The following is a 24,502-nucleotide window of genomic DNA, read 5'->3' as shown; positions in this document are numbered from 1 at the left end:
TACGCTTATGTTATAACAAAACATTCATTTTATGCTATGAATCACTGCTTGTTAATCCTCTGTATTCATTGTATTGTAGACACATACACAAGTCAGTATATAAATATGCTATAAAGTATACATTTCTTGCTTATTGAACTTTTAATGTTAGGAGATTAAAACATGGAATTAGGAATTTTGGAAAAAGACGGTATCTATTTTCCCACGATAAGTGATTTTGCGAAAGCAAATCTGTATTACCCCCATTGGGGCGCAACATATGTATGTGACAAACCTTATGAAGTCATCAGAGCCCACCATGACTCCTGCATTCTATTCTATATCCTAGAAGGCAGATTACACTTCAGATATAGAGACCAGTATTTTTGTGCAAAGAAAGACCAGATTGTTATTTTAAGTGGTAAGTTTCCGAACCACTACTATGCGACGGAACAAGTTCACTTCAACTGGTTTCATTTTTCAGGTGGAGCCACCGAAGAGTATGTCGAATTATTGTACAACATGAAGGGGGCTATTTTTACTGAGGAGACATCCCTTCAAGCAAAAGCTTATGTCAAAGAAATGATGACCTTTTTAAAGAGCAATATAGGAGATGAGCACATAGCCACTCTTTATATTCAAGGGATTTTTAGTCTTTTTGAAGCAGAGCAATAAAGATGTCCAAAAAAATGAGGACATTCAAAAAGCTTGCGACTATTTGGATGTCCACTTTAAAGATAGTATATCTGTTAAAAATCTGGCTACCCGTTTCAATCTAAGTCCCTTTCATTTTAGTAGGCTATTTAAAAAAGAAGTTGGTAGTTCTCCTCATCAGTACCTAGTCAACCGACGCCTTTTAGAAGCCAAACAGCTGTTAGCCAATACCAATATGACCGTTGAAACCGTAGCCATGGAATGTGGCTTCAGCTCCACTTCCCACTTTATCAGAGCTTTCAAGGGCGCCATGGACATTACACCTAAGCAGTTTAGAAAAATGCCTTTTTGAGAAAGGGGCCAGTTGATTCTCTTCCTATGACAATTGCGCGCTTATAATTGTTAACCGCAGAGGGAGGCAGGCTTGAATCAATGGAAATGTGCGTGCATGCGTAACACACAAAAAGAAGGAGGAATATGATTACCTCCTTCTTTAATCTTTGTCTATGCTATAACACATACACCTAAAAATTAATTAAAATTCAATCGAGATATATTTAACCTCTAAGAATTCTTCAATGCCGTGATGTCCTCCTTCTCTTCCAAGACCGCTTTCTTTAAACCCTCCAAAGGGAGCCTGAGGTACAGAGGGAAGACCATCGTTGAGACCAATAATTCCATATTCTAGGCTTTCATATTCGTATTGCTCTGCCTAGATTTTCTGGTTACAACACCACTTCACTTTAGTCAATAAGTTTTCTGAAATTTCAAAATTGAATAATTTTGTTTATTTTCCTTTTTATGACAAAAGGAACTCATGTGAAACTTCTATTTTTCAATCAATCTTCAAAATAGGTAGGTTCTATAAACTCTTCTCACAATCTTCAAATCCTGAATCGTTCAATACTTGTAATATTGTTTCTCTATCATTCCGTGATTTAAAGCGATACTCTTCTCGATAATTTTCTGACCCTTTTCCCGTTATGATCATTCCATCGCCTTTTTTTAATAGAGATAGTACATATACGATCGCTTCCGTGCGATCGTCCATAACAACGATATTTTGGTATGGCTTGCTTAGTTCTCTTAACTCAGCCAACATCTGTTCTTTTTTCATCCCATTCAAATCATCCAATGTTAGGAATACATAGTCACTAAGGTTTTGACTGATTTCAACCATTGTTTCTCTTTTGGAACAATCTCTTTTCGCCCTAAAACCAAAAATATGATACAGATATTGTTCTGTGCATTCTTTTGCTGTTTTTAACGCGTACTGAAGCCCATCAGGTGTATGTGCATAATCAATAAACGCCTTTGTGCCATTTGGTATCACCACTGTTTCAAACCTTCCTGGGATACCTTCAAACGTTTCCAATGCCTCTATTACTTCTTTAGGAGAAAGACCTATCTCTCTTGCACATATGTAACTACCTATCGCATTAAAAACGTTGTGTTCACCTTGGATGTTCATATTGATGACATACTCTTTTCCATTGTCATCAATCACTAAATTCACTTCAGGAACAGTCTGATAAGATTTTATATAAATCGATTCAACACCTTTCGAATGTCCAAACGAAATGGAAGGGATCAATTCTTCTGCTAACTCTTCGTGTAATCTCTCTCCCCATGAACTATATGTCCCAACTATTCCTCTGCCTTCATTCTTTAGACACCGAAAGATTTTCTTCTTAGTTTGATAATAATTCTCAAGGTTTTTGTGATAATCTAGATGTTCGTGACTTAAATTCGTAAAAAGGGCATAATCAAACATTGGACCGTGTACCCGATATTGGTCTATACCATGAGATGAAACTTCCATAACGACATATTCATCTTCGCTTTCGTGAAGCATTTGTTGTAATAAAATGGCATCTGGCGTAGTTAAGCTGGATTCTCTCATGTTCCCATTTATCACATATTCAACCGTTCCTAACCTAGCAGCTGTTTTTCCATTATGTTTCAATATATGGTGTAACAAATATGAGGTTGTCGTTTTTCCATTTGTCCCTGTAATACCGATCATTTTATGCTTGTTGTGAGGCTTGTCGTAGAAATAATTTGCCAATATCGATAATGCCTTCCTTGAATCACGCACTTGGATATATGGAACCGTCAGCGTTTCCTTGAGTGTCTTTTGTCCAATAATAGCAGCAGCTCCATTTTCAATGGCAGAATGAATGAATCTGTGACCATCCGATTCATACCCAGAAACGGCAACAAATAGATTTCCGTCTTCTATTTTTCTTGAATCGAGTTGAATCCCCGTAATGTTAATATCTTCGTTACCTTGTATTCCTAAGGGTTGTAGCAAATAATTTAATGTTTTATTCATAAATTTTTACCCTCGGTTAATTTTTGTATTTAAATAGCAAGCTTTATTAATGTGTACAAATATCCATCAATTTACACGAAAATAGGAAATTTATCGTGACATATAATATATTTCGGTATATGAAATTAAACTCTTCGATAACCGTTTATACATCAAAAAAGAGGACCCCTCTGAGTCCTCTTCCTTCAACAAAATGGTTTTTTAAAGCTTCGAAATCTTAATCTTTAAATAATTGGACAAACATTTTCCCGTACGGACCACCTTCAATAATACCGATTCCTACTTCACCATAGTTTGTATTAAGAATATTAGCTCTATGTCCGTCAGAATTCATTAATGCTTGATGTGCAGCTTCGACCGTTTGGTTCCCTGCTAAGTTTTCCCCAGCTGTACGATAGCTTACATCAAATTGAGCTAACATATCAAAAGGAGAACCGTATGTTGGAGAATGATGTGAGAAATATTGATGATCAATCATATCTTGTGCTTTCACTCTAGCAACTTCTGTTAGTTGTTTGTTAACTTGTAAAGGAGTTAATCCGCGTTGAATTCTTTCTTGGTTAACTAAATCGACCATTTGCTGTTCTTCCTGTGTTAATTCTTTCTGCTCATCTTCCTTTGAAGGATTAGCTACTTGATTTTCAGTACTGGCTTCAGGTTGTACTTCTACAACAGACTGATCGTGTTCGACCTTATTTTGATCCTGTTCTAGTTTCTTAAATTGGCTTTCGTATGATTGATAGATTTCTTTATACCACTTTTCTAACGTTTCTTGATTAAATTCATTTACGTGAAACGTTTTAATTTGAACTTTCTCACTTGCATCAACCTGTCCACTAAAAGTTGTAGCAACTAAAGTTGTAGCAAGAAAAGCAGTAACCATTAATTTTTTCATCTATTTCCCTCCTAAGGAATGTTTTGTTGGATGACCCTTCTCTTAAAATGTATCATGTACCAGTCTGCAATCTCATTGGTAAAAACTAGATTAAAAGGAAATCTAGCAACCGTGATTTATTCTGACTTACCTGCAATAAAACTCTTGATATAACTGCAATTATTTCCTCAAAAACGATCCAATTCTTCAAAATGACAATTTCCAAATTTCATTAATCGTCGCTAATCTTATAGATTCCTACACAGTTGGTTACAGAACTGTAAAAAAGGACAACCTTTCTTACTCTGCCATGATCTCTGTACTTAACAAAATAATAAGAGTGCCCATTTTCATAAGGTAACTTTGAAGCAAGGTACATTCCCTTCACATAGGCATATGATAAATTTGATAACCCTTTGAAAGGAATGAATATAATGTATAATGTGCCTAAAACCACCCCATATCCTTATTATCCGAATAACAGTAGGGCTGATAATCATTCAGGTTATATGATCAGAAATCAATATGAAAACAAACAACAAGTGGAAAATATTCTATCTGCAATAAATCGAGAGGCTACAGCTATTGAATTCTATAGAAGATTAGCTAACGTAGCACCTGATCAAAGACATAAAAAAGATATTTTGCACACGTTAGAATCAAGAAAAGCCCATTTGAACCACTTTTCTCAAATTTTTATGACTCTTACCGGTAGACAGCCTGAGTATCAGATTACCAAAGTTCCTTTTCAAAGTTTTAGAGAAGGTTTGCAAAAGGCTAACGAAATAGAAGTAGAAAGCTATCATGAATATCAAAGAAGTTGTTCACTGACCCATGACCCAAATGTACAAAATGTTTTTTGGTGGGTATTACAAGGAGAACAAGAGAATGCTTCTAGAATACACTCTTTGATTGAAGAAGATTTGTATCGTTTAACCGATTATGGAACCGAGCCATTCGTCGTTGATATTGAAGAAGTTACAAAGCAAAACGACACGTTCCGAACCGCCTTATGGACAGGTGAACATTTGCAAGTAACGTTAATGAGTATCGGTGTAGGAGAAGATATCGGCTTAGAGATTCATCCACATCTAGATCAATTTCTCCGTATTGAAGATGGTCAAGGGCTAGTGCAAATGGGTGAAAGCAAAGATCAACTTAATTTCCAAGCAGAAGTCCGTGATGACTTTGCAATCATCATCCCTGCTGGAACATGGCACAATTTAACCAATACAGGTAATAAGCCTATTAAACTCTATTCCATCTATGCCCCACCACAGCATCCATATGGAACGGTTCATGAAACGAAAGCCATTGCAATGGCTGCTGAAGAGGATCATCACAACTAGCCATGTAAATCTATAAGCAAAAGTAAGTATAGGTATATTTCTAATCTTTTGTAGGAACAATTAGAAAATAGAATTAAACATAATGATAAAAAACGTTAAATTTATTTTAGGGATTTTAAAAAAAACGACTGAATTTTAATTAAGCTTGTTCACTTGTGAGGGGCAAAATAGCACTCTCACAAGTGAAAACATACAAATTCTACAACCTAAACACAATACAAATCTGTTATAAAAAGGCACAGAGAAATCAGCTGTTCTCCGTACCTTTACTTAGATACACGATGTCGCTTTTTTTTTATAAAATGTCAGTCCAGATTTTCACAGCCGTTGCAGTTATCAAAACAGCTAATATGCCTTGTAAAATTTTCGTCTTCATCTTCTTTCCTGCCATTGCACCTAGTGGAGAAGCTATTAAACTCGCAACAAGCATGATTGGAACTAACAAGAATGCCCCAGCTGCACCAACAATTCCAGACCCAACTCCCACGATTAAGGCAAGACTGACTGCTAACCATTTATTAAATGTTACTTGATCCATGGGAACATCATCAATTCCCTTTTTAGGGATAAACATCATCACAGCTGCAATTAACGCTAAAATCCCGTAAATAAGATTAATTCCAACCTCTGACATGAGTTTTGACCCATAACCACCAACGAAGCTACCAATTAGGATAGCTAATCCCATATAAATAATTATCGTCTTATTTAAGTATCCACCTTTGCGATAGGCCCAAACCCCTCCTATTGTTGCAAAAAACACCTGAACTGCACTAATACCTGAAACCTCATGAGCACTAAATACAGCTAAACCAAACAATGGCGGAATATAAAGCAGCATGGGATATTTAATAATGGATCCGCCTATTCCTAACATTCCTGAAATATAAGACCCTATGAAACCAATTAAAAAGATTGTAATAATAAAAGCAAAATCCATATAAACTACCTCCTCTTAAAGGAAAAGAGAGGACAATGAAAAGGTAAAACCAGCCTTCTCATTGTCCTCTACGAAATCGGTTCCCATTTCTATTAGCCTTTTTTTATCCAAAATTTCAACACACCATCTTCTTCAGTATCTGATAGTAACTCATGACCACCAGACTTTGCCCATGCTGCTAGATCATTTTTTGCCCCTTTATCGGTTGAGTGAATTTCTAAGATTTGACCTGACTCAAGTTCTGTCATAGCTTTCTTTGTGCTTACTATTGGCATTGGACATGCTAATCCTTTTGCGTCTAATACTTTATCTGAATTCATAATGAAACCTCCATTAATTTTGTTTTATTTTTACTCGTTATCTAACCGCACAACGGTTTGGCCCAATTTCCATTTCACGTTGTTTTTCTTCGTCTGGGCTGATTTTCCCCATATTTGTTTCACGAATTTCTTGGTAAGAGTTTGGTTGTGGTGGTAAGTTCTCTGTCACTAGTTCTCTAAATTCATTTTCATCTTCAATGTTTAACCCATGATTTTGTGCAAATAGTGTGCCTAATTTTTCTGCAACACTCCCATCTTCATTCAATTCTTCAATGATCATAAAGTGTGCTGGTAATACAATTAATTCTTCTGATAGTTCTCTATAACGTTTATAAAGTGACTCGCGTAAATCTCCGACCCAATCTTCTGCAAGGCCTGCTAGATCAGGTCTTCCGATTGAGTCTATGAATAAAATATCTCCGGATAATAGATATTTTTCATCAATAACAAATGAAGTCGAACCAATTGTGTGACCTGGTGAGTATAGTGCATGAATGTTGATCGTTGAATTTCCGATTTGTATGTCATTTCCGCCTTCAAGCGCTGCATATTCAAACACGACTTCACCTGCATCCTTTGGAGGTAACCAGTACGTTGCCCCAGTAGCTTCTGCAATGTTTCTTCCACCTGAGATGTGGTCAGCATGCAAGTGTGTATCAAATACGTGTGTAATGTTCGCTCCGATTTCTTTTGCAAAATTCACAAACACATCAGCCATACGTGTTGCATCGATAATCGCTGCTACCCCATTTGAAACAACCATATAGGATAGACACCCTTTACCTAGACGGACAAATTGATACAACTCACCACCGTCTTTCAAATCTCCTACTTTTACTGGTTCAAGATATTCACTCCAAGCTTTCATACCTCTCTCTAGATAAGCTACGTCTAACCCTTCATCAGAAAGCATCTCAGCTACCATCACGGAAGAACCTTCTTTCGCACAAACAACTATCACTTCTTTATCTGCTGGAATTTTATTCATAATTCCTTCTACGCCATCCAATAGTTCAAAGTAAGGGATATTGAAGTAATCAAAGTTTTCTCCTTCAATTTTCCAATCAGCGAAATCCCCTTCATTACGAACATCTAGAATAAACAGCTCTTTCTTTTCAATTACTTTTCTTGCTACTTCTTTTGAATTCATTGCTTTTACTGACATCTTGCATACCCCCTATAGTATATTGATGTTTAAAAAAATTTAATTAACAGTTTAACGTTACATCCGCACCCTTAGCGAATTCTAATTTAGACTATCTGTTGGATGATCCCATTCACTCATGCCAGGTACGACATTAATAACTGTTTTAAATCCTGCTTCCGTTAATTGTTGTGCAGCTAAATCACTACGGCTTCCAGTACGACAAACGACATAAACTTCTGCTTCCTTACTTAGTTCATTTAAACGATTCTCAAGCTCACCAAGTGGAATCGATTTTGCACCAGGAATATGGTTAAAAGCAAATTCAGACGATTCACGAACATCAAGGACTACAATGTCTTCATTATTAGTCAACTTCGCTTGAAGTTCTTCATTATTCATTACATGCGGATGCTTTTTCTCTTCTTTCTCTTCCACAGTCGCCTTACGAAGGTAATGTTTTAACACATCACCCTCTTCAACGGTTCCTAGATATTGATGTCCAGTGCTCTGTGCCCACGCTTTAATATCAGCAGTTGACCCTTTATCTGTTGCTTGAACTTCTAATACTTTCCCTGGCTCGAGGTCATTCATCGCTTTTCTTGTACGAACGATTGGCATTGGACAAGCTAATCCTTTTGCATCTACTAGTTGATCAAATTTGATAGTTTCCATATAATAGTCCTCCTCAGAACACATACCCATATAGGTATATTTGCAATCAAAAAAATTTACAGAACGTTACCTTCCCAGTTCATCATGCCTCCAACCATATTGGTAGCATGAAATCCGTGACTTGACAGAAACTCAGTGGCTCTTCCACTTCGAGCACCAGAGCGACAAACGATAATGTATTCTTTCGTTTTATCTAATTCATTAAGACGAAACTCTAGTAATCCAAGCGGGATGTTTACACTCCCAGGTATATGCCCTGTTGCTACCTCATCCGTTTCGGGTTAAATAAATAAGTTCACATTACCTTCTTCAGCATCAGCTAGATAAGCTGCAACACCAGCGTATTCTATATTCTCAATCAGTTCTTCTTTTTGTAGTCCTAATAAATCCATTGTCATTGTACAAGCAACTAGCTTCACGCCTTGTTCTTGAGCCATTTCTACTAAATCAGGTAGTGGCATCGCATTGTGTTTTTTCATTACGTGCTTAATCATTTTTGGTCCCATTCCAGCGAAGTTCATATTGGAAAGTCCCATGTTGTCAGCGCCTCGTGGCATAATTTTTGCAAACATTTTTTCTAAGAATCCCTTTTTAACTGGTACGTGTTGATCTTTTCTAAAAGCGTTTAGTCCCCAAAATGTTGAAAATATCGTTACTTCATGATCATAGGCTGCAGCACCGTTTGCGATAATAAAAGCTGCCATTGCTTTATCATAGTCACCACTAAATAAAATGATCGTTGTTTTCTTTTTGTCTTTCATGTTGTTCACTCCTCTAATGATATTAAACTTACATTACATATACCTGTATAGGTATATGACAAATCAAAAAAAAATCGAAATCTTACCCTAATTAATCCAGAACTTTAGCTCCTTCATCTTCTTGATCTAATAATAATTCATGCCCAACAGATTTCCTGTCAGTGAAATCATTCTCGGGCTTAACTTAACACTGTGGAGATCTTATCTACTTTTCACTAATAAATTAACGGCATCTTGGATAAGTGATTCGGTATCTTCACCTTTCTCAATCTGTTCTCTAACACAATGCTCGAGGTTTGTACTCACAATTAACCCAATCGTACGATCTAACGCATTTCTAGCTGCAGACAATTGAACGACTAATTCCTTGCAGTCCTTCTCCTCTTCCATCATTCGTAAAATCGCTTTTACTTGACCTTCTACACGTTTAACACTATGTTTTATTTTGTCATTATACTCCATAGGTTTCCCTCCTTTTTACATTAATAGAATGATAGTAATCAATCATTATACACCCTAGAAGTTATTTTAAGATTCACCAACTATGCAAGCATGCCCCCTTTTACATTAATCAAGTCTTGATAGTCAAGATACTTTGACGTATTGGTGGCTCACTTTAAGCCCCCCTTGCTGTTGATAGTTACACTATATACCCATAAGGGTATATAGTCAAGTGCTATTTTACGATATTTAAATAGTAAAAAGCAAACAGAACTAAAATAGAAACCACCACAGAAGACATGTAAAAAATAAACTTGAATGACGAATGAAATGTCTGAGTATTAATAGATTTACGATTACGAAAATAAATATATGTTGCAAGAGCAATCGTCAAAAACCCTAGCAGTAATGAAAACAAACTAAGAAACATAGCTAGAGTATGATTTAAAAAATTGTTCATAGGAGTATTAAAATGTAAAGTTGCTGCTAAAAATCCCACACCAATAATAGCAATAGCAGTTCGGATCCATGCCAAATATGTTCTTTCATTTGCTAAGTGCTGCTGAATATACTTCGATTCATCGTTCTGTTTCATCAATTAGATCCTCCATTAAGGAGAGGCTCTTAATACCGTATTCTTACAAGAGACTCTTTTTATATCTAAATACTTTTATCGATTCAACTGTATAATTCAGTCTTTCCTATAATAAAAATAGAGATACCAAATTACTTACAGGTATCTAACAAAATAAAGTTCCTTTCCTCTTGGAAACTTTAGAGGGGCTGAAAGGCCCCACTTAAAATTAGACTTCTTATAATTTGGAATCCATTCCAGAAGAATTCGATTTTCTTATTTCTAGTAAACCCCTTTAACGAAATACAAATACCCCTATACCTATACTATGATTATGATCATTGTTTGTCAATTATACTAACTATAATGTAAACAAGAAAAATAACTACGTTGGTATTGAACCTTTTCTCATCGTATTTATTGAACACATGACATTATTACCCAAACTGATTAGAAATAGATAGAGGGCCTTTAAATAGGTTTTTTAGTTATATAAAAAAGCGAGAGATAAACGCTCTTAATTTTTCATCGTATGTAATATCCCCTTATGCGTAAACTACCTTTGGGTAAAACCCAATAACCTTTTTGGAGGAATCATAATGAATTTAGCCGCTCATGAACTTTTAGAAACATCGGAAGCCCTGAGAACAAAAGCAGCAGAAATCGAAGAACATGGATTGTTCGCTAACCACTGTAGTGATCAACGTCTTAAAGGAATTTTATCAAAGCACCAACAACAAATGATCACATCCTATCAGCAAGGTATAAACCTAATACAAGGAAAAGGAGCTCAACTTACACACTCCACACCTAACTTCCACACACAAAACACAAACCCGAATGCGCATCACCAAGTAACCATGTCTGCACCAATGGCGAATACACAAACACTTTCTGATCAAACGATCGCTACACTAGCTCTTAATACTCATAAATCAGGTTCAGTAATGGGTATGCAATGGGCTAACGAGTGCGTTGATCCACAATTACGTATGTATCATGTAAATGGTGCAAATTTGTGTCAAGAAATGGCCTATGAGATTTGGTCATGGATGAATCAAAATGGCTATTACCAACCACCAACTTTTAACACGACACAAACGACTCAAATGATGGGTATGTTTCAGCCAATGGAAACAATGAACAATATGGGAATGATCAATATGCCAGGGCAACAGACAGGAATACAGGGGCAAATGCAATAATAACGATTTAAAATAAAGTTAGTATAGTGGGACGGGCGGTTCAGCCCGTTCCCTATTGTACTAATAAGAATATGATTGGGACATGTACATCTTTGAATGAATTTGATATATGAGGTAGCTTTAGACATTTTGAGTTATGCTACGGTCTTACACCTAAGCCCAACCGTACATTCATTTTATTGCCGGCATACATCACCATGTTTTGTATGGTGGTGATCCTGGTGGTGCATTGCCGATAATTTCTATCAATGGAATCACGTAGCCTATAGCGATAACTATTAGCATAATGACGATTACACGGCCCCAACGCTCTGTCCAATATGGTGTCTTCGCCGCATGCTCTTCTACGTCAGCAATTGGAAACTCTGATTCTCCTTTAGGCGCAAAAAACATAAGATGCACGACTGCATAGACTTGGAGAATGACACCGATCATTAGTAGTGTTCCCCCTACAGCTAAGAACATCAAATATGGATCCCATCCCAATGCCGTTGCATTGTCAAAGTAGGTTGTATAGGAAGTTCTACGAGGAGATCCGAGTAAACCGACCCAATGCATCGCAACGGCCATTAATGCCATACCTACTGTCCAAATCAATGTTTGGATCACTCCTAATTTATTCATTCTAGGTGTTAACACTCGTTTTGATAAATAAGGAACTAGCCAATAACTAATACCATAGAACGTGAGAACAACAGAAGTTCCTACAGTTAAATGGAAATGCCCGACAACCCACATCGTATTGTGAACAACTTGATTTAACTGGTTTGTACTTTGAACAATTCCTCCTGCACCACCTGGAATAAAGGCGATCATGGCAATCATCGGAGCTAGGAAACGAACATCACCCCATGGCAATTTTCTGAACCAACTAACAATACCTTTTCCACCTTTCTTCTTTGCCGTTTTCTCAAAAACAGAAAACATAGCATATGCAGTCATTAACGAAGGAAAACCAATCGCTAGACTCATAAACACGTGCAAAAACTTAACATGTTCTGTTATTCCAGGATCAATAATTTGATGATGGAAACCTCCCGGAATATTCATAATGACGAGTAGCATTATAACAACACGAGTTAGTGTATCACTAAAACGCCTTCCGCCGATGACCTTAGGTACAACCACATACCATGCAGACACAGCTGTTAAATACCAAATATTCACCAATGTATGTCCAAAAGCCCAAAATAGTGTACGAGCGAGCATCACATTGATCGTTTCAACCCAACCAATTGCCCAAGGGATAATCATTAACACTTCTATCGTAACGGGTATGCTTCCGAAGAATAAAAGGACAAATACCCCAGTGGCAAAATAAGCAAGGATTGGAACGTGCTGCCCTTTATTCAACTTCCTCCAATTTGCCACTTGGACAAATGCTCCAAACGCACACATCCATACACCTAATACAATAAATACTAAACCTATATAAAAAACAGGATGTGCTGCCATAGGTGGATAAAATGTATATAAAACAGAAGCCTTATTCATTAGAATCGGTACAACCGCAAGTACGAAGCCAATTATTTTTAATGCAAACCCGATCCATGCCAGCTTTCTCACTTTAGGAAGAAGACCGCCTAATGTATGAGAAAGTGCTGCATAGAAATAACCAATTGCAAAAAACGCCGTTAATACAACAACTAATAAAAAACCATGTGCTGTTAATACTTGATAATAAGTAAACCATGATGGCAATACTAGAAGACCTGCTCGGTTTAATCCTTGCAACAACCCTAACAACCCACCAAGAAGTAGTGCTGCAAAAGCTACAAGCAAATAGGATTTTGATATGATGGCATCTTCTGGACTTATTCCGAGCACTTTATTCGCTTTTTCGTTAAATGACTTTTTTATAATTGCTTCCATTTTGTCTTCCCCCCTTTATTTCACCGTAATTGTTGTAGCCATATGTTGATGACCAATACCACAGTACTCATTGCATATAACTAAATACTCACCGGGTTCATGAAATGTCTGTGATATTTTTTGTATATGTCCTGGCGTTACCATTGCATTTAAATTCGTACCAGCAACCTGGAATCCGTGCACTACATCTTTGGATGTCATCGTGAAATGAACTGTTGAACCAGCAGGGATTTCAATATTATTAGGGTTGAACCTAAAAATTCCCAATGTCATCACAACTTCATATTCATTCTCATCGATCTGTTTCACACCCGGATTATCAAACGGTGCTGTTTCATCCACCTTTTGTGGATCAATCGTTTCCATATGGCTCGGTGGCCCCATACCTAAAACAAATGTTTGATAACCCGTAAATAACATAAATCCTATGATCATTCCAAAACTTACAATAAGCCATATTTTTTCATCGAGATGAAATTTCATCACTACTCCCCCCTATATTCTGGCTAAATAAACCGAAAACATTAATAGATACGTTGCGAGAATACTTGCCGCTACCACTCCTAAAGAAAACCAAGTACCTATTCTTGGTTCATGCTCTTCCATAACTTCCTGCTTATTCTGTCTTTCTTCCATAGATCATCAACCTCCTTATCTTCTTACTCCTATCTTATTGAACAACGTTTCATGAGGTGGTGAGCTGAATCACTGATAAAGTGACTAAATCGTGAACACCTAATAAGATGACTTGAGCAAAATAAAAAAACAGCTCCGAAAGTCACATTAAAATTAGAAACTTCCGGAGCTATCAATTAGTTTACTATTTAGGTAATGTAACGATGATCATCAAAAGAAGTACAATCAAGATATAGTTGACGGAAAACAAAAACATGATTCGAGCCCAGCTAGAATCGTTTTTTGCAAAAAGTCCGTATAACGATAAAGCAAACCAAGAAACATTTAGGAAAGAGGTCAGAACAACGAAAAAAGTTCCTAGTGACATCAAATAAAAAGGCAATGGCAATAAGCAGCTAACATAGACTAGCATTTGCCGCTTTGTCACTTTAAGTCCGTGTACAACGGGAAGCATCGCAACTTGAGCAGCTTTGTAATCTTCATATTTCCGAATCGCTATCGCAAAAGTATGTGGCATTTGCCAAATAAATAGAATAAGACATATGACAATTGGAACGATCGTTATAGCTGGTTGTACAGCAGTCCAACCAATTAAAGGGGTTACAGCTCCAGAAACACTTCCAATAAGCGTATTTAGAGTATATCTACGTTTAGACCACATAGTGTACAAAACTACATAGGTGAACCATCCAACAAATGCAAAAATGGTTGCTTCCATGGTAGTAAAAAGTAAAAGAATTAATCCAAGGATTGTCAAGATGATCCCCATCATTAATGCGACATGAAGTGGAATCGTACCGGTTACCGTTGGACGACTTTTGGTTCTCTCCATTAACCGATCTAGATCAACTTCATACCAATTATTAAGAATAAGAGCACCTGCAATTACAAATGTACTTCCTATCATCGTTAGGAAAAAGGTGCCCCAATGATTGAAAAAAGTAGAATTAGAGAAATGTAGCGCCAACCAAAATCCAATAAATACTGGTAACACATTAGAAACTATTACCCCACGTTTCACAAGCAATGTTAATTCAGAAATCCAATATAGGAGCTCTCCCCATCGCATATAGGAAAACTTATTAATTCTCATCCAAATCACTCCAGTTAATTAGAAATAAAAAACGAATAAGCTAGAAAGACATAGCTTCTAACATTAACAGTATCAATTATAGGGAGGAAGCATAGTGATCCAAGTCACGTATTACTAACCATAAAATTTTCTATCACAATAAAAAGACTTCTACGAAAGATAGCTCTTACGTAGAAGTCTAAAAATCAAATTTCACATATATTTACTGCACAATGAGTTTAGCTGTCATTTTATCGTGATCAGCCCCACAAGGGATAGAGCAATATATTAAATATTCTCCTGGTGCTAGAGTTACTGTTTGTTCTCCATCTCCATCAATCTTTAGGTCTGTTCCTTCTATTTCCACACCATGATATCCTTCTATATTCTTTAATTGGATTGTTACTTCCCCAGCAGAAACAGTATATTCTTCTTGATCAAAATCCCAATTGGATGCCTCCAATATGACCGTGCTACCATTTTCACTTTCTATTGCCGAACCCTCTTCGCTTTCAGCTGTTGCTGCTTCATCACCACTGCCACCACAAGCCGCTAGAAAACCAATTAAAAAGATAGAAACTCCAGTAATTATTATTTTTTTCATATTGCATTCTCCTCACATTCATTCCAAATGCAGATTTAAGGATTGGCCTTGTAAAAGTACATTACATGCTAACGATTAGCCTAATTCGGAACACCAAGTGCAATTCTTGCGTAGCGGGACATCCGGTCTTTTGACCAAGGAGGACTCCAAACGACATCGACATGGATTTCATTGATTTCTTTAACTTGAGAAACTTTTGTTTTCAAATCAGCGATAATTTCTCCTGCCATCGGGCATCCCATTGAAGTCATGGTCATTTTAATTAAAACATCTTTGCCCTCATCCACAATTACTTCATAAATAAGTCCTAAATTCACAATGTCAATTCCAAGTTCAGGATCATTTACTTCTTCCAGTTTTTCATAAATTTGTTCCAATAATTGTTCCTTCATTTCATTCACCCCTTTTTTATTTACTGTTTAAGAACTCTGTTTCACTATAACCAATAAATTTTTGGGGGTTTGTGAGTTGAATCACATGTCTAATAGTAAAAGTTTTGATATTAGATAATTTCATCTTCCAAATTTTCTAATTTGATAAGGAAATATCCCTCTTCATCCGTCTCAATCATATCTTTCTTCCGTAAACGATTAATGGTACGATTTATCGTCTCTCTCGAAGTTCCAATCATATTGGCTAACTCTCTATTAGTAAAATGAGTTGTTAGTTTATACCGGTCACCGACCTTTTCGCCATTTGATTTACATAATCGTAGAAGTAACATCACAATTTGTTCATATGTGTCACGAAGGATTTTTTCCTCTAATCGATTCTGGAGATCTACAATTTTCTCTCCTAACACTTTGAACATCTTCATACATAGTTCAGGATATGTAAGAAGGATCTGTTCAAACTGCCCCACCGGGATAACAATTAACTCTGAGGTCTCAAGGATCTCAGCATGTGCAGGGAAGTTTCCTTTTCGGAAAAAACCAGCGTGTGGAAACATATCTCCAGCCTCTAGAATGGACACAATTTGTTCTTTGCCTGCCAGATCAGTTTTATTTATTTTCACCTTACCCGAATGAATAAAAAACACTCGATCAAGTGGTTCGCCTTGCATAAAAACAAATGACCTTGCCGGATAAATCCGTATTTGTGAAATGTCGACGATCGGCTGAATCTCTTCTTCTGAAAGCTCCTTAAAAAGAGATACTTCCTGTAGATGGTTTTTAATCACCGCTGTTTTCATATCAAAACCCCTTACTTATATATTCTTATATTTAATTGTAGTAAATCATCAAAAAGTGAACTGTGCGCTAGATCACAAGTATGTCTAATAGTGGGTTTAATTCTTGGACTGAACTTTTGTAAGACACTTTTCTTTTACTAGTGATCTAAATCACTACAAAGGGGATATTTCGTTGTTATCATTTACTTAGAGTTTCAAATTAACCAAATGGAGGAATTAAAATGGACCGAACATTTACTGAAACATCAGTTGTAGGTGAAATCGTAACGAAATTTCCTAAGGCAAGTGACCTTTTCAAATCTTATCGCATTGACTTTTGTTGTGGCGGAAACCGTCCAATTATAGAGGCTATAAATGAAAGAAATCTTTCAGCAGAGGAAGTTTTAACAAACTTAAATACACTCTATCAAGAAACAATTGCATCAAATGAATCGAGAATCGAGTGGGAACGCGCATCATATAGTGAACTTATCGATTATATTATTAATAAGCATCACCGCTTTGTTAATGAAGAGTTTAGTCAATTAAGTCCTTACGTTACAAAAGTATTACGTGTACATGGGGCTGGACAACCTCATTTAGCTCAAATCCATCGTTTATTCCACGAATTACGTGTTGAATTAGAGCAACATTTACTAAAAGAAGAAACGGAAGATTTTCCTCTTATTTTAGAAGTTGAACAAAACAGAACGAAAGAAAACGTTGAGAAATTACAAAAGGTCGTTGAAGAACTAGAAAATGAACATAGCCACGCTGGGAATATTTTAAAAGAACTCCGTGAGGTTACAAACGACTTTACTCCTCCAGAAGGAGCTTGCGGTACGTATCGTTTAGTCTATCAACGTCTTGAGGACATTGAAGCTGATATGTTCCAACACATTCATTTAGAAAATAATGTGTTGTTCCCTCGAGCAGTAGCACAGGTCTAGTTCTCATACAGAATTCATGTAATCAGATAAAGGGGTTTATTAAAAAATCTGTTTTTACAAACTCCCTAAGCATTGCCCTCTTTGTTTCTGCTTATGAGAGAACCATTTTTTTCAACATAGAAACAAAGACATGAACGTTATTGCTCATGTCTTTGTTTTTTCTTGTTTTTGTTTTATCAGTGTTTTTTTGGAATATATATGCAATTCGGTTAACTTTCCATAATCTCCAGTTATCGCATACGCTCTAGAGCACGATATATTCGAATAAATGTTAATTAAGTCACAGTTGTTTGGAGAGTCTATTGTTACTATTAATAGATATTAAGGTCAAACTTAATAAATAGTTGAAATGGGGTGTATCTTTGAACTTTCCACAATTAAAAATAGGCCATATGGTGCCAGAGGTTCCAATCATTCAAGGTGGTATGGGTGTAGGGATTTCTTTAAGTCGGCTCGCATCTGCAGTTGCGAACGCCGGTGGAATCGGGATCATATCAGGGACGGGTATTACTGTCGATGAGATGAGATCACATATTAGGAAGACTAAGGAAAACATAAACAATTCAGGATATATTGGGGTAAACGTTCTCTTCTCCATGAATGACTTCGCTGAAAAGATGAAAGCAGCCATTGAAGAAAGAGTGGATTTCATTATATCAGGTGCTGGAATTTCAAGAGATATGTATACATGGGGCAAAGAAGCTGGCATCCCCGTCATCTCAATTGTATCTTCAGCGAAACTTGCTAAGCTATCAGAACGACTTGGTGCTTCCGCAGTTGTTGTAGAGGGGCATGAAGCTGGTGGGCACCTTGGTACTGATAGACCGTTGTTTGATATATTGCCGGAAGTGATAAAAGCGGTTAAAATTCCAGTCATTGCGGCTGGAGGAATTCTGAATGGAGAAGATCTCGCACGCGCTTTAAGTCTGGGAGCTTCTGGAGTACAAATGGGAACGAGGTTTGTGGCTAGTGAAGAGTGCGACGCACCGTTATCATTTAAAGAAAAATATGTACAAGCCAATCATGAAGACACTCTTTTGGTAAAAACAACTGTTGGTCTCCAGGGGCGTGCAATAAAAAACCATTTCACTGAACTTATTTCAGATGATAAAAAGTTAAAAATTAAAAAGTGCATTGATTGCTTGAAGAATTGTTCTTATCGTTTTTGTACGCTAGATTCTTTGATCACTTCTAAGAATGGAGATTGCGAAAATGGCTTAGTTTTCGCAGGTTCAAGAGTACATGAAATTAAAGATATTCTACCCGTTAAAACAATCATCGATAATATCATAAGAGAATATAAAGCTTGTATATGACAACTATGGATAATAATTGAAAGAATACGGTGGTGTCTCAAAAGTCAAAAACAGACCTTTTTTGAGACACCACCAACAAACTTCAAAATTTCAGTGTGAAGAATACGACTAATACTGCAATTAAGATTACTAAATTAATCATTTTTAATTGAAGTCATACATATGAATATTAAGATTGTAGTTACTTATTAGAAATACAAAGGATGTGTCCGCATGAGAATTTATGTGGCTAAAAATGGTGATACCCTTATAAAAATATCTGAAACATATAAAATTGAGCTTAATAAATTACTAATGTATAATCCACACATTTCAAATCCACTGATGAACATTGCTGGCTATAAAGTATATATCCCTTCTCCACCAAGTTTAGCAAAAGTTACATCACCTATTGATGAGTGTACATTGTCTCCTCCTTCAGACCCCCTCTCCTCTTGGATTCCACTTACATCTTTAGAACAAATGACTGATACTGATTATGACGTGCTTATCGTAGGGTCTGGTGCAGGAGGTGGAGCTGTACTAAGGAGATTAGCTGAACATTGGAGAAATAGTGGAAAAAAGGTTGGGATGATTGAAGCGGGAAACCTCTTACTCCCGACTCATGCAAGGAATATCCCAACGATGAATGATCCACGCTTCACTCAATATTTTCATACTGCTTCCAAATGGACCGGTAAATACCTACCTGATTTCCCCGGTGCCAGACAGCTTTTTGCTTTAGGGGGGAGAACGTTATTTTGGGGAATGTCTGCTCCTAGAATGGACCGTTCTGAGATTTTAAAATGGCCGATCCCCCTGAAAGAAATGAATTATTACTATGACATTGCTGAAAAAGTTATGAGGGTAACGACTGCGTATATGGAGGGATCTTCGCTTCAAGAAACCTTGTTAAAACGCCTACATGAAAACGGATTCCCGGAAGCAGCAGATGTTCCTACACCGGTTGATCTTCAGGTCACGAAATATGGAGAAATACATTCTGATGTATTTTGGAGTTCTATCTCAACTCTTGCTTATGCTTTAAATCGCATGCCTTTTGATTTAGCTATTAATGCCCGTGCGGTAGAATTGCTCGTCGAACAAAACAGGGCGGTCGGTGTAAAGGTAATGTCCCCTAATAAAAAGTCATATGTTCTAAAAGCAAAAACAATTGTCTTATCTGGGAGTACATTTGAAACCCCCCGACTATTGCTTCACTCAGGAATAAAGGGAAGAGCAATTGGTCATTATTTAACGAATCACTCCTTTCTCTTGGCAACGGCCAAAGTGAACCGACAAGAATTTCCAGAAGTACTCGGTACACTTAGTATATTTATTCCACAAACAACTAATCGTCTCTATCAAATTCAAATGGGTGGACCTGGCGGAGCCGATCAATGGTACCTTTGGTATCCACAGTATGAAGAAAAACCCTTGCTCGATGAATTATTAATCGGTATCAGTGCGTTCGGCAGAGTTGAATCACGCTTTGAAAATTATGTCACACTAGACCCACATGAACGAGATCAATATGGAGTACCTAAACTAAACGTTAATTTTTCTTATAGCCAAAAAGATAGAGAAATCATTGAACAAATGGCGGAGACTTTACATGAAGCTTCTTCTGCGATGAAGGCTGCCTTAGTTGCGAGAAACGGGCAACAACCCATTTGTCTTATGCCTCCGGGAAGTGACTATCACGAGGTAGGAACCTGTCGAATGGGGAATGATCCATACACTTCAGTTACGAATCCGTATGGTCAAGTTCATAGCATAGAGGGACTATATGTAGCTGATAATAGTATCTTTCCTTCAATGGGGGCAGCCAATCCTACATTAACAACTGTTGCTTTATCTATAAGAACAGCTGATTATATTGCAAGCAAACATATTTAAATACTTAATCAGATTTGGATCTTTAAACCGATTTTGAAGTTATACGCGGAGTCGATTCATTGCTTTAATTCTACTCGAATCTAATTTCCGGCCCTCTTTTCTATAACTTATTCAATAAGATAGAGAGAACAATGCCATCTGTCGAATGTTCTCTCTCCAATTTATCACATTAGTAAGAATTTGCCATTTCATATCCCTATTACATGATTTAATTCAATGCTATTATATTTGTTTACTTAACCAAAACAACATGCTTACTTATTGGGCTAATCTAGCAACTTTTTCTGAAAATCTAACCTTTGCTGCGCGTTACCCTTAATAATAATATCTACACCACTATCAATATTGCTTTCAACTTTTTCTCCCGTGATGACTTTCATTGCCGCTTCAACGCTTAAATATCCCATATCATAAGGATTTTGTGCTACTGTTCCAGGTAATTCCTCTTCTTCTACCAATTCAATCATATCATTTATACCATCTGCGCCAATGACCGGCATATGAAGACCATGTTCTTTCAAACTCTCAAAAGCACCTAATGCCATGATATCAGTTACAGCAAATACACCTTTAACATCAGGATGATTATATAAAATTGTTTCCATCACTTCTTTTATCACGTTTGTTTCGTTTGGTAAATCTATTTTTTCTACAGCTATACCGATTCCTATATCCTCAAGGCTTTTTTTAGCTCCATTTACCCTATCATTTGAAATAGAGTGGTTCATATCTCCTGCAATTATAGCCACTCTATCTCCAGGCTGAAGTTGAGAAGCTAATAACATTCCGCCTACTCTTCCTAATTCGAAATTATTCGTACCTATGTACGAGATTTTATTTTCCCAAGATTCATCTGAATCAACGAGCAATACAGGGATACTTTCTTTATGAAATTCCTTCAAAATAGGGATAACGTTGGAGTTCATAGGTGCAACAATTAATGCATCTGGATTTTGTTCAAGAGTGTCAAGTAACATATACTCCTGTAAAACTTCTTCAGAATCAACACTCGGTGCAATCACTTTGCCGTTTACACCAAAATCTTGAAATCCTTTCTCGGCTCCAGCTTTTAAAAGTTGCCAATATTGTGTATCTAAATCTTTTATTACAACTACGATTGTAGGTTTTTCATTACCTAATGCCTTTGACAGAAAAAAAACTAAGGTGACAGCTACGACTAGAAGATATAATAGAAGAGATCTATTCTTTAACATTAAAGCCTCCCTTTTGCATATATGTACAATGTTATGCTTCATTAGTTTTGGAGCTTACATTTATTTATTTTAAATGGTATCGGTTCCACACAAGACCCAAAAAATAATTTCCTTTCGCGTATGTATAGAGCAAAAATTCTGTGTTTTTATTCTACTTTCCTTACTAATAAATTGTCAATACAATCCCGCATTATACTCAAGAAATCTACGACGAATTTTCTCATTGAACGAAAATGCTGTAGCCACAAAGACATATGTAAGTATTTCTTATATGTGGGGTTGTCGCAAAAAATTTGTTTAGACCTTTTGCGACAACCCCGAAGCAATGAGCGGGAGGGCTATAACGTTAAAAAAGCTTAGAGTCAACTATTATTAAACATTATTTATCATCAACAATTAAATAATAAGCTTTAACCGGCCCATGTACCCCTACAACTAGGTTCATTTCAATATCTGCACTGTTACTAGGCCCAGAAATAAAGTTTATACAAGATGGAACCGTTCCTTGCTCTTGTTGCATTTGGTGAATATAACTAGTCGCTTGTGTCATCCGTGGCACAATTGTACTCTTTGGAATAATTGCAATATAAAAGGTTGGCAGTAAACTAACAGATCTGCCTTTCCCTTTATCACTTAATAAGACAACAGTGCCAGATTCAGCTAATGTTATATCTGCAAATGTAATTCCGATATCTGCTCTTTCAGCAATCTTCACATTCTCATCTACGATACTAGGATCCCATTTATGCACATCGATATTTTTAGAGGAAGCTTGTTCAAAGTAATGATCCACTCCGTACTCCTTAAATCTTGGATCATCCCAGCTTACAATCGACTTAGCGTTCCAGTCATCTACCACTCTTTCTAAAACCTTTTGAAGGGATTCGGTCGTCACTATTTCTACTTGTGTATGAATGTTCTTGCATTGTTCTTTTAATCTTTCAACTAATTGATCCTGACTTAATCCTTTAAATACATCATGCTGTGGCTGATGCTTCCAATTTGGCCTGGCGACAGGTGCGCTTTTTCGTTCCCGCCCCAGACTTTTTGCTATTTGGTCTAGAAAACGATCTTTATTTTGAATGCTCCCTGTTGTCATGACTTGTCGCCGCCTTTCTCACGTTTTTTGTACCATTCTCTGAAGCTCTGTTTACTTGGCTCTGGGAAATCCCGAATATCGGTCCACGGCTTAATTGGCCCTGGGCCTTTCTTGATTTTCCCTTTACTTACAAGGGGACCCATCAGCGTTGGGGCAGCTTTCGAACCAAGGTTGAAAAGTTTTGGAGAACTTGCAGCTAAAGAAAAACCTTTCATGGCAAGTTTTCCGCCAAAGCCTGCTCTTCCTTGCTCTTCCACAATGTTTCTGCGATGTTTAATGAGTAAATCATGTAAAGGGATCTTGACAGGACATGCTTCCGTACACGCACCGCATAAACTAGATGCATATGGCAATTCCTTGTAATCATCATAGCCGCCAAGTAATGGAGAAAGCACAGCACCAATTGGCCCTGGATAAATGGAACCATAAGAGTGTCCACCAACATGACGATAAATCGGACAAACATTAATACAGGCTGCACAACGAATGCATTGCAAGACTGATTGGAATTCTGTTCCTAAAATATCTGAACGTCCGTTATCAACAATCACAAGATGAAACTCCTCTGGGCCATCAACATCTCCTTCTTCTTTTGGTCCAGTTAACCCAGTAATATAACTTGTTAGTTTTTGTCCAACGGCACTTCGGCAAAGCATGCTGACCAAAATATCTAATTCTTCCCAAGTAGGTACGATTCTCTCCATACCCATAACCGTAATTTGCGTTTTCGGTAAGGTCGTTGCAAGTCTAGCATTCCCTTCATTTGTCACAAACGAGATGGCACCTGATTCTGCAACGGCAAAGTTACAACCAGTAATTCCAATATCTGCAGATAAAAATTCGCCACGTAATTGTTCTCTAGCAAACCAAGCGAGTTCCTCTGGCTTAGAAGATTTTGAGTAGCCTTTTTTATCTTCAAAAGTCTCCCTTATTTGATCCTTATTTTTGTGTAAGGCAGGAGCAACAATATGAGACGGTGGATCATGGTCATCAATTTGAAGGATGTATTCCCCTAAATCAGATTCTATCACTTCACAACCAGCTGCTTCTAACGCTTCATTCATACTGATCTCTTCGGTTACCATTGATTTAGATTTGATGACCTTTTTGGCTTCCTTTTGCTTGGCAATCTTTGTAATATATTCATTTGCTTCTTCCGCCGTTTGCGCAAAAAAGACATGTCCTCCTCTTTTCATCACATTTTCGGAAAGTTGATCTAAATAATAGTCTAAGTTCTCTAAAGTATGTTGACGTATCTCTTCAGATAATGAGCGCCATTCTTCCCAATTTCCTAACTCTTCCTGCGCATCTAGTTTTCTACCTTTTAGTCTTTCCTGTGCAGAAACCATCGCAGTTCGCATAAAATCATTGTTAATTCCCTTGTCGACTCGATCAAAAAACTTATCCTCACTGATTTTCATAGACACTAGCAATCACCA

At 37.0% G+C, this 24,502-nt stretch carries 26 protein-coding genes and 2 pseudogenes; 7 read left to right on the top strand and 21 right to left on the bottom strand.

Features of this window, described 5'->3' with window-relative positions; translation table 11 throughout:
- Positions 1-162: 162 nt before the first annotated feature.
- Both SAY88_RS11575 and SAY88_RS11570 read left to right on the top strand, forming a co-directional pair.
- Entirely contained in the window at positions 163-654 is a 492-nt protein-coding gene (locus SAY88_RS11575) for an AraC family ligand binding domain-containing protein (protein WP_332631980.1), read from the top strand.
- Positions 638-985 (top strand): helix-turn-helix domain-containing protein, encoded by a 348-nt coding sequence (locus SAY88_RS11570; RefSeq protein WP_332631979.1) that lies wholly within the window; start codon positions 638-640, stop codon positions 983-985. Before SAY88_RS11575 ends, SAY88_RS11570 begins: the two co-directional genes overlap by 17 nt.
- A 183-nt stretch (positions 986-1,168) precedes the next feature.
- Here the strand turns inward: SAY88_RS11570 and SAY88_RS11565 are convergent.
- The 3 genes and pseudogenes from SAY88_RS11565 to SAY88_RS11555 form a co-directional block, all read right to left on the bottom strand.
- Positions 1,169-1,327 (bottom strand): annotated as a pseudogene (locus SAY88_RS11565) (aldehyde dehydrogenase family protein); the annotation flags it as partial.
- Positions 1,328-1,495: 168 nt separating this feature from the next.
- Positions 1,496-2,968, bottom strand: coding sequence for a UDP-N-acetylmuramoyl-L-alanyl-D-glutamate--2,6-diaminopimelate ligase (locus SAY88_RS11560; protein ID WP_332631977.1), 1,473 nt, complete (start codon positions 2,966-2,968; stop codon positions 1,496-1,498).
- A 217-nt stretch (positions 2,969-3,185) separates the two neighbouring features.
- A complete protein-coding gene (locus SAY88_RS11555; protein ID WP_332631976.1) occupies positions 3,186-3,863 on the bottom strand; it encodes a CAP domain-containing protein in 678 nt (225 codons plus the stop codon).
- Between the two features lie 413 nt (positions 3,864-4,276).
- On the opposite strand from SAY88_RS11555, the gene SAY88_RS11550 reads away from it, so the two are divergent.
- Positions 4,277-5,191, top strand: a complete 915-nt coding sequence (locus SAY88_RS11550; RefSeq protein ID WP_332631975.1) for a cupin domain-containing protein — start codon at positions 4,277-4,279, stop codon at positions 5,189-5,191.
- Positions 5,192-5,486: 295 nt separating this feature from the next.
- On the opposite strand, the gene SAY88_RS11545 is transcribed toward SAY88_RS11550, so the two are convergent.
- The 8 genes and pseudogenes from SAY88_RS11545 to SAY88_RS11510 form a co-directional block, all read right to left on the bottom strand.
- Positions 5,487-6,131, bottom strand: a complete 645-nt coding sequence (locus SAY88_RS11545) for a sulfite exporter TauE/SafE family protein (protein WP_332631974.1) — start codon at positions 6,129-6,131, stop codon at positions 5,487-5,489.
- 92 nt (positions 6,132-6,223) lie between these two features.
- Complete coding sequence (locus SAY88_RS11540) at positions 6,224-6,451, bottom strand: sulfurtransferase TusA family protein (protein ID WP_332631972.1); 228 nt, start codon at positions 6,449-6,451, stop codon at positions 6,224-6,226.
- 37 nt (positions 6,452-6,488) lie between these two features.
- A complete protein-coding gene (locus tag SAY88_RS11535; RefSeq protein WP_332631970.1) occupies positions 6,489-7,616 on the bottom strand; it encodes an MBL fold metallo-hydrolase in 1,128 nt (375 codons plus the stop codon).
- A gap of 81 nt (positions 7,617-7,697) precedes the next feature.
- Positions 7,698-8,270 carry a sulfurtransferase TusA family protein gene (locus SAY88_RS11530; protein WP_332631968.1) on the bottom strand — a complete coding sequence of 191 codons (573 nt, stop codon included), beginning with the start codon at positions 8,268-8,270 and terminating at the stop codon, positions 7,698-7,700.
- 56 nt (positions 8,271-8,326) lie between these two features.
- Positions 8,327-8,548: pseudogene (locus tag SAY88_RS11525) on the bottom strand (rhodanese-like domain-containing protein); the annotation flags it as partial.
- A 3-nt stretch (positions 8,549-8,551) separates the two neighbouring features.
- The gene (locus tag SAY88_RS11520) at positions 8,552-9,031 is read right to left on the bottom strand and encodes a DsrE/DsrF/DrsH-like family protein (protein ID WP_332631966.1); all 480 of its coding nucleotides are present in this window, start codon (positions 9,029-9,031) and stop codon (positions 8,552-8,554) included.
- 201 nt (positions 9,032-9,232) lie between these two features.
- The gene (locus SAY88_RS11515; protein ID WP_332631964.1) at positions 9,233-9,493 is read right to left on the bottom strand and encodes a metal-sensitive transcriptional regulator; all 261 of its coding nucleotides are present in this window, start codon (positions 9,491-9,493) and stop codon (positions 9,233-9,235) included.
- A gap of 214 nt (positions 9,494-9,707) precedes the next feature.
- Positions 9,708-10,067 (bottom strand): YidH family protein, encoded by a 360-nt coding sequence (locus SAY88_RS11510; RefSeq protein WP_332631962.1) that lies wholly within the window; start codon positions 10,065-10,067, stop codon positions 9,708-9,710.
- A 578-nt stretch (positions 10,068-10,645) separates the two neighbouring features.
- On the opposite strand from SAY88_RS11510, the gene SAY88_RS11505 reads away from it, so the two are divergent.
- Positions 10,646-11,251 (top strand): spore coat protein, encoded by a 606-nt coding sequence (locus SAY88_RS11505; protein ID WP_332631960.1) that lies wholly within the window; start codon positions 10,646-10,648, stop codon positions 11,249-11,251.
- Between the two features lie 192 nt (positions 11,252-11,443).
- On the opposite strand, the gene SAY88_RS11500 is transcribed toward SAY88_RS11505, so the two are convergent.
- From SAY88_RS11500 to SAY88_RS11470, 7 genes are all read right to left on the bottom strand, one after another.
- Complete coding sequence (locus SAY88_RS11500; RefSeq protein ID WP_332631959.1) at positions 11,444-13,123, bottom strand: cbb3-type cytochrome c oxidase subunit I; 1,680 nt, start codon at positions 13,121-13,123, stop codon at positions 11,444-11,446.
- Positions 13,124-13,138: 15 nt separating this feature from the next.
- On the bottom strand, positions 13,139-13,606 hold the full coding sequence (locus SAY88_RS11495) for a cytochrome c oxidase subunit II (protein ID WP_332631958.1): 468 nt from the start codon (positions 13,604-13,606) through the stop codon (positions 13,139-13,141).
- A 12-nt stretch (positions 13,607-13,618) separates the two neighbouring features.
- Positions 13,619-13,759, bottom strand: coding sequence for a hypothetical protein (locus tag SAY88_RS11490; RefSeq protein WP_332631956.1), 141 nt, complete (start codon positions 13,757-13,759; stop codon positions 13,619-13,621).
- A gap of 184 nt (positions 13,760-13,943) precedes the next feature.
- Entirely contained in the window at positions 13,944-14,852 is a 909-nt protein-coding gene (cyoE, locus tag SAY88_RS11485; protein ID WP_332631954.1) for a heme o synthase, read from the bottom strand.
- Between the two features lie 202 nt (positions 14,853-15,054).
- A complete protein-coding gene (locus SAY88_RS11480) occupies positions 15,055-15,435 on the bottom strand; it encodes a cupredoxin domain-containing protein (RefSeq protein ID WP_332631953.1) in 381 nt (126 codons plus the stop codon).
- An 80-nt stretch (positions 15,436-15,515) separates the two neighbouring features.
- Positions 15,516-15,827: a metal-sulfur cluster assembly factor gene (locus SAY88_RS11475; RefSeq protein WP_332631951.1), complete on the bottom strand. Its 312-nt coding sequence runs from the start codon at positions 15,825-15,827 to the stop codon at positions 15,516-15,518.
- 110 nt (positions 15,828-15,937) lie between these two features.
- Entirely contained in the window at positions 15,938-16,627 is a 690-nt protein-coding gene (locus SAY88_RS11470; protein ID WP_332631950.1) for a Crp/Fnr family transcriptional regulator, read from the bottom strand.
- Positions 16,628-16,848: 221 nt separating this feature from the next.
- Here SAY88_RS11470 and ric point away from each other — a divergent pair, with 221 nt between their 5' ends.
- The 3 genes from ric to SAY88_RS11455 all read left to right on the top strand — a co-directional run bounded on the left by ric (position 16,849) and on the right by SAY88_RS11455 (position 20,750).
- Positions 16,849-17,556 (top strand): iron-sulfur cluster repair di-iron protein, encoded by a 708-nt coding sequence (ric, locus tag SAY88_RS11465; protein WP_332631949.1) that lies wholly within the window; start codon positions 16,849-16,851, stop codon positions 17,554-17,556.
- Positions 17,557-17,900: 344 nt separating this feature from the next.
- Entirely contained in the window at positions 17,901-18,872 is a 972-nt protein-coding gene (locus tag SAY88_RS11460; protein ID WP_332631947.1) for an NAD(P)H-dependent flavin oxidoreductase, read from the top strand.
- Positions 18,873-19,085: 213 nt separating this feature from the next.
- Entirely contained in the window at positions 19,086-20,750 is a 1,665-nt protein-coding gene (locus SAY88_RS11455) for a GMC oxidoreductase (RefSeq protein WP_332631945.1), read from the top strand.
- A gap of 266 nt (positions 20,751-21,016) precedes the next feature.
- On the opposite strand, the gene SAY88_RS11450 is transcribed toward SAY88_RS11455, so the two are convergent.
- The 3 genes from SAY88_RS11450 to SAY88_RS11440 all read right to left on the bottom strand — a co-directional run bounded on the left by SAY88_RS11450 (position 21,017) and on the right by SAY88_RS11440 (position 24,490).
- Positions 21,017-21,964, bottom strand: coding sequence for a sugar ABC transporter substrate-binding protein (locus SAY88_RS11450; RefSeq protein ID WP_332631944.1), 948 nt, complete (start codon positions 21,962-21,964; stop codon positions 21,017-21,019).
- Positions 21,965-22,343: 379 nt separating this feature from the next.
- On the bottom strand, positions 22,344-23,063 hold the full coding sequence (locus tag SAY88_RS11445) for a LutC/YkgG family protein (protein WP_332631942.1): 720 nt from the start codon (positions 23,061-23,063) through the stop codon (positions 22,344-22,346).
- Positions 23,060-24,490: a LutB/LldF family L-lactate oxidation iron-sulfur protein gene (locus SAY88_RS11440; RefSeq protein ID WP_332631940.1), complete on the bottom strand. Its 1,431-nt coding sequence runs from the start codon at positions 24,488-24,490 to the stop codon at positions 23,060-23,062. The genes SAY88_RS11445 and SAY88_RS11440 overlap by 4 nt, the downstream gene beginning before the upstream one ends.
- Between the last annotated feature and the right edge of the window lie 12 nt (positions 24,491-24,502).

It is taken from the genome of Halalkalibacter flavus, assembly GCF_036663575.1.
GTDB classification, from domain to species: domain Bacteria; phylum Bacillota; class Bacilli; order Bacillales; family Bacillaceae_D; genus Halalkalibacter; species Halalkalibacter flavus.
Note: the sequence above shows the minus strand (reverse complement) of the source record. Positions and strands in the feature narration are given on the sequence as shown.

Bases quoted from the DNA above. Each gene is read 5' to 3' on its own strand.
- SAY88_RS11575 (WP_332631980.1), top strand. From the start codon at position 163: ATGGAATTAGGAATTTTGGAAAAAGACGGTATCTATTTTCCCACGATA.
- SAY88_RS11560 (WP_332631977.1), bottom strand. From the start codon at position 2,968: ATGAATAAAACATTAAATTATTTGCTACAACCCTTAGGAATACAAGGT.
- SAY88_RS11555 (WP_332631976.1), bottom strand. From the start codon at position 3,863: ATGAAAAAATTAATGGTTACTGCTTTTCTTGCTACAACTTTAGTTGCT.
- SAY88_RS11550 (WP_332631975.1), top strand. From the start codon at position 4,277: ATGTATAATGTGCCTAAAACCACCCCATATCCTTATTATCCGAATAAC.
- SAY88_RS11545 (WP_332631974.1), bottom strand. From the start codon at position 6,131: ATGGATTTTGCTTTTATTATTACAATCTTTTTAATTGGTTTCATAGGG.
- SAY88_RS11540 (WP_332631972.1), bottom strand. From the start codon at position 6,451: ATGAATTCAGATAAAGTATTAGACGCAAAAGGATTAGCATGTCCAATG.
- SAY88_RS11535 (WP_332631970.1), bottom strand. From the start codon at position 7,616: ATGTCAGTAAAAGCAATGAATTCAAAAGAAGTAGCAAGAAAAGTAATT.
- SAY88_RS11530 (WP_332631968.1), bottom strand. From the start codon at position 8,270: ATGGAAACTATCAAATTTGATCAACTAGTAGATGCAAAAGGATTAGCT.
- SAY88_RS11520 (WP_332631966.1), bottom strand. From the start codon at position 9,031: ATGAAAGACAAAAAGAAAACAACGATCATTTTATTTAGTGGTGACTAT.
- SAY88_RS11515 (WP_332631964.1), bottom strand. From the start codon at position 9,493: ATGGAGTATAATGACAAAATAAAACATAGTGTTAAACGTGTAGAAGGT.
- SAY88_RS11510 (WP_332631962.1), bottom strand. From the start codon at position 10,067: ATGAAACAGAACGATGAATCGAAGTATATTCAGCAGCACTTAGCAAAT.
- SAY88_RS11505 (WP_332631960.1), top strand. From the start codon at position 10,646: ATGAATTTAGCCGCTCATGAACTTTTAGAAACATCGGAAGCCCTGAGA.
- SAY88_RS11500 (WP_332631959.1), bottom strand. From the start codon at position 13,123: ATGGAAGCAATTATAAAAAAGTCATTTAACGAAAAAGCGAATAAAGTG.
- SAY88_RS11495 (WP_332631958.1), bottom strand. From the start codon at position 13,606: ATGAAATTTCATCTCGATGAAAAAATATGGCTTATTGTAAGTTTTGGA.
- SAY88_RS11490 (WP_332631956.1), bottom strand. From the start codon at position 13,759: ATGGAAGAAAGACAGAATAAGCAGGAAGTTATGGAAGAGCATGAACCA.
- cyoE (WP_332631954.1), bottom strand. From the start codon at position 14,852: ATGAGAATTAATAAGTTTTCCTATATGCGATGGGGAGAGCTCCTATAT.
- SAY88_RS11480 (WP_332631953.1), bottom strand. From the start codon at position 15,435: ATGAAAAAAATAATAATTACTGGAGTTTCTATCTTTTTAATTGGTTTT.
- SAY88_RS11475 (WP_332631951.1), bottom strand. From the start codon at position 15,827: ATGAAGGAACAATTATTGGAACAAATTTATGAAAAACTGGAAGAAGTA.
- SAY88_RS11470 (WP_332631950.1), bottom strand. From the start codon at position 16,627: ATGAAAACAGCGGTGATTAAAAACCATCTACAGGAAGTATCTCTTTTT.
- ric (WP_332631949.1), top strand. From the start codon at position 16,849: ATGGACCGAACATTTACTGAAACATCAGTTGTAGGTGAAATCGTAACG.
- SAY88_RS11455 (WP_332631945.1), top strand. From the start codon at position 19,086: ATGAGAATTTATGTGGCTAAAAATGGTGATACCCTTATAAAAATATCT.
- SAY88_RS11450 (WP_332631944.1), bottom strand. From the start codon at position 21,964: ATGTTAAAGAATAGATCTCTTCTATTATATCTTCTAGTCGTAGCTGTC.
- SAY88_RS11445 (WP_332631942.1), bottom strand. From the start codon at position 23,063: ATGACAACAGGGAGCATTCAAAATAAAGATCGTTTTCTAGACCAAATA.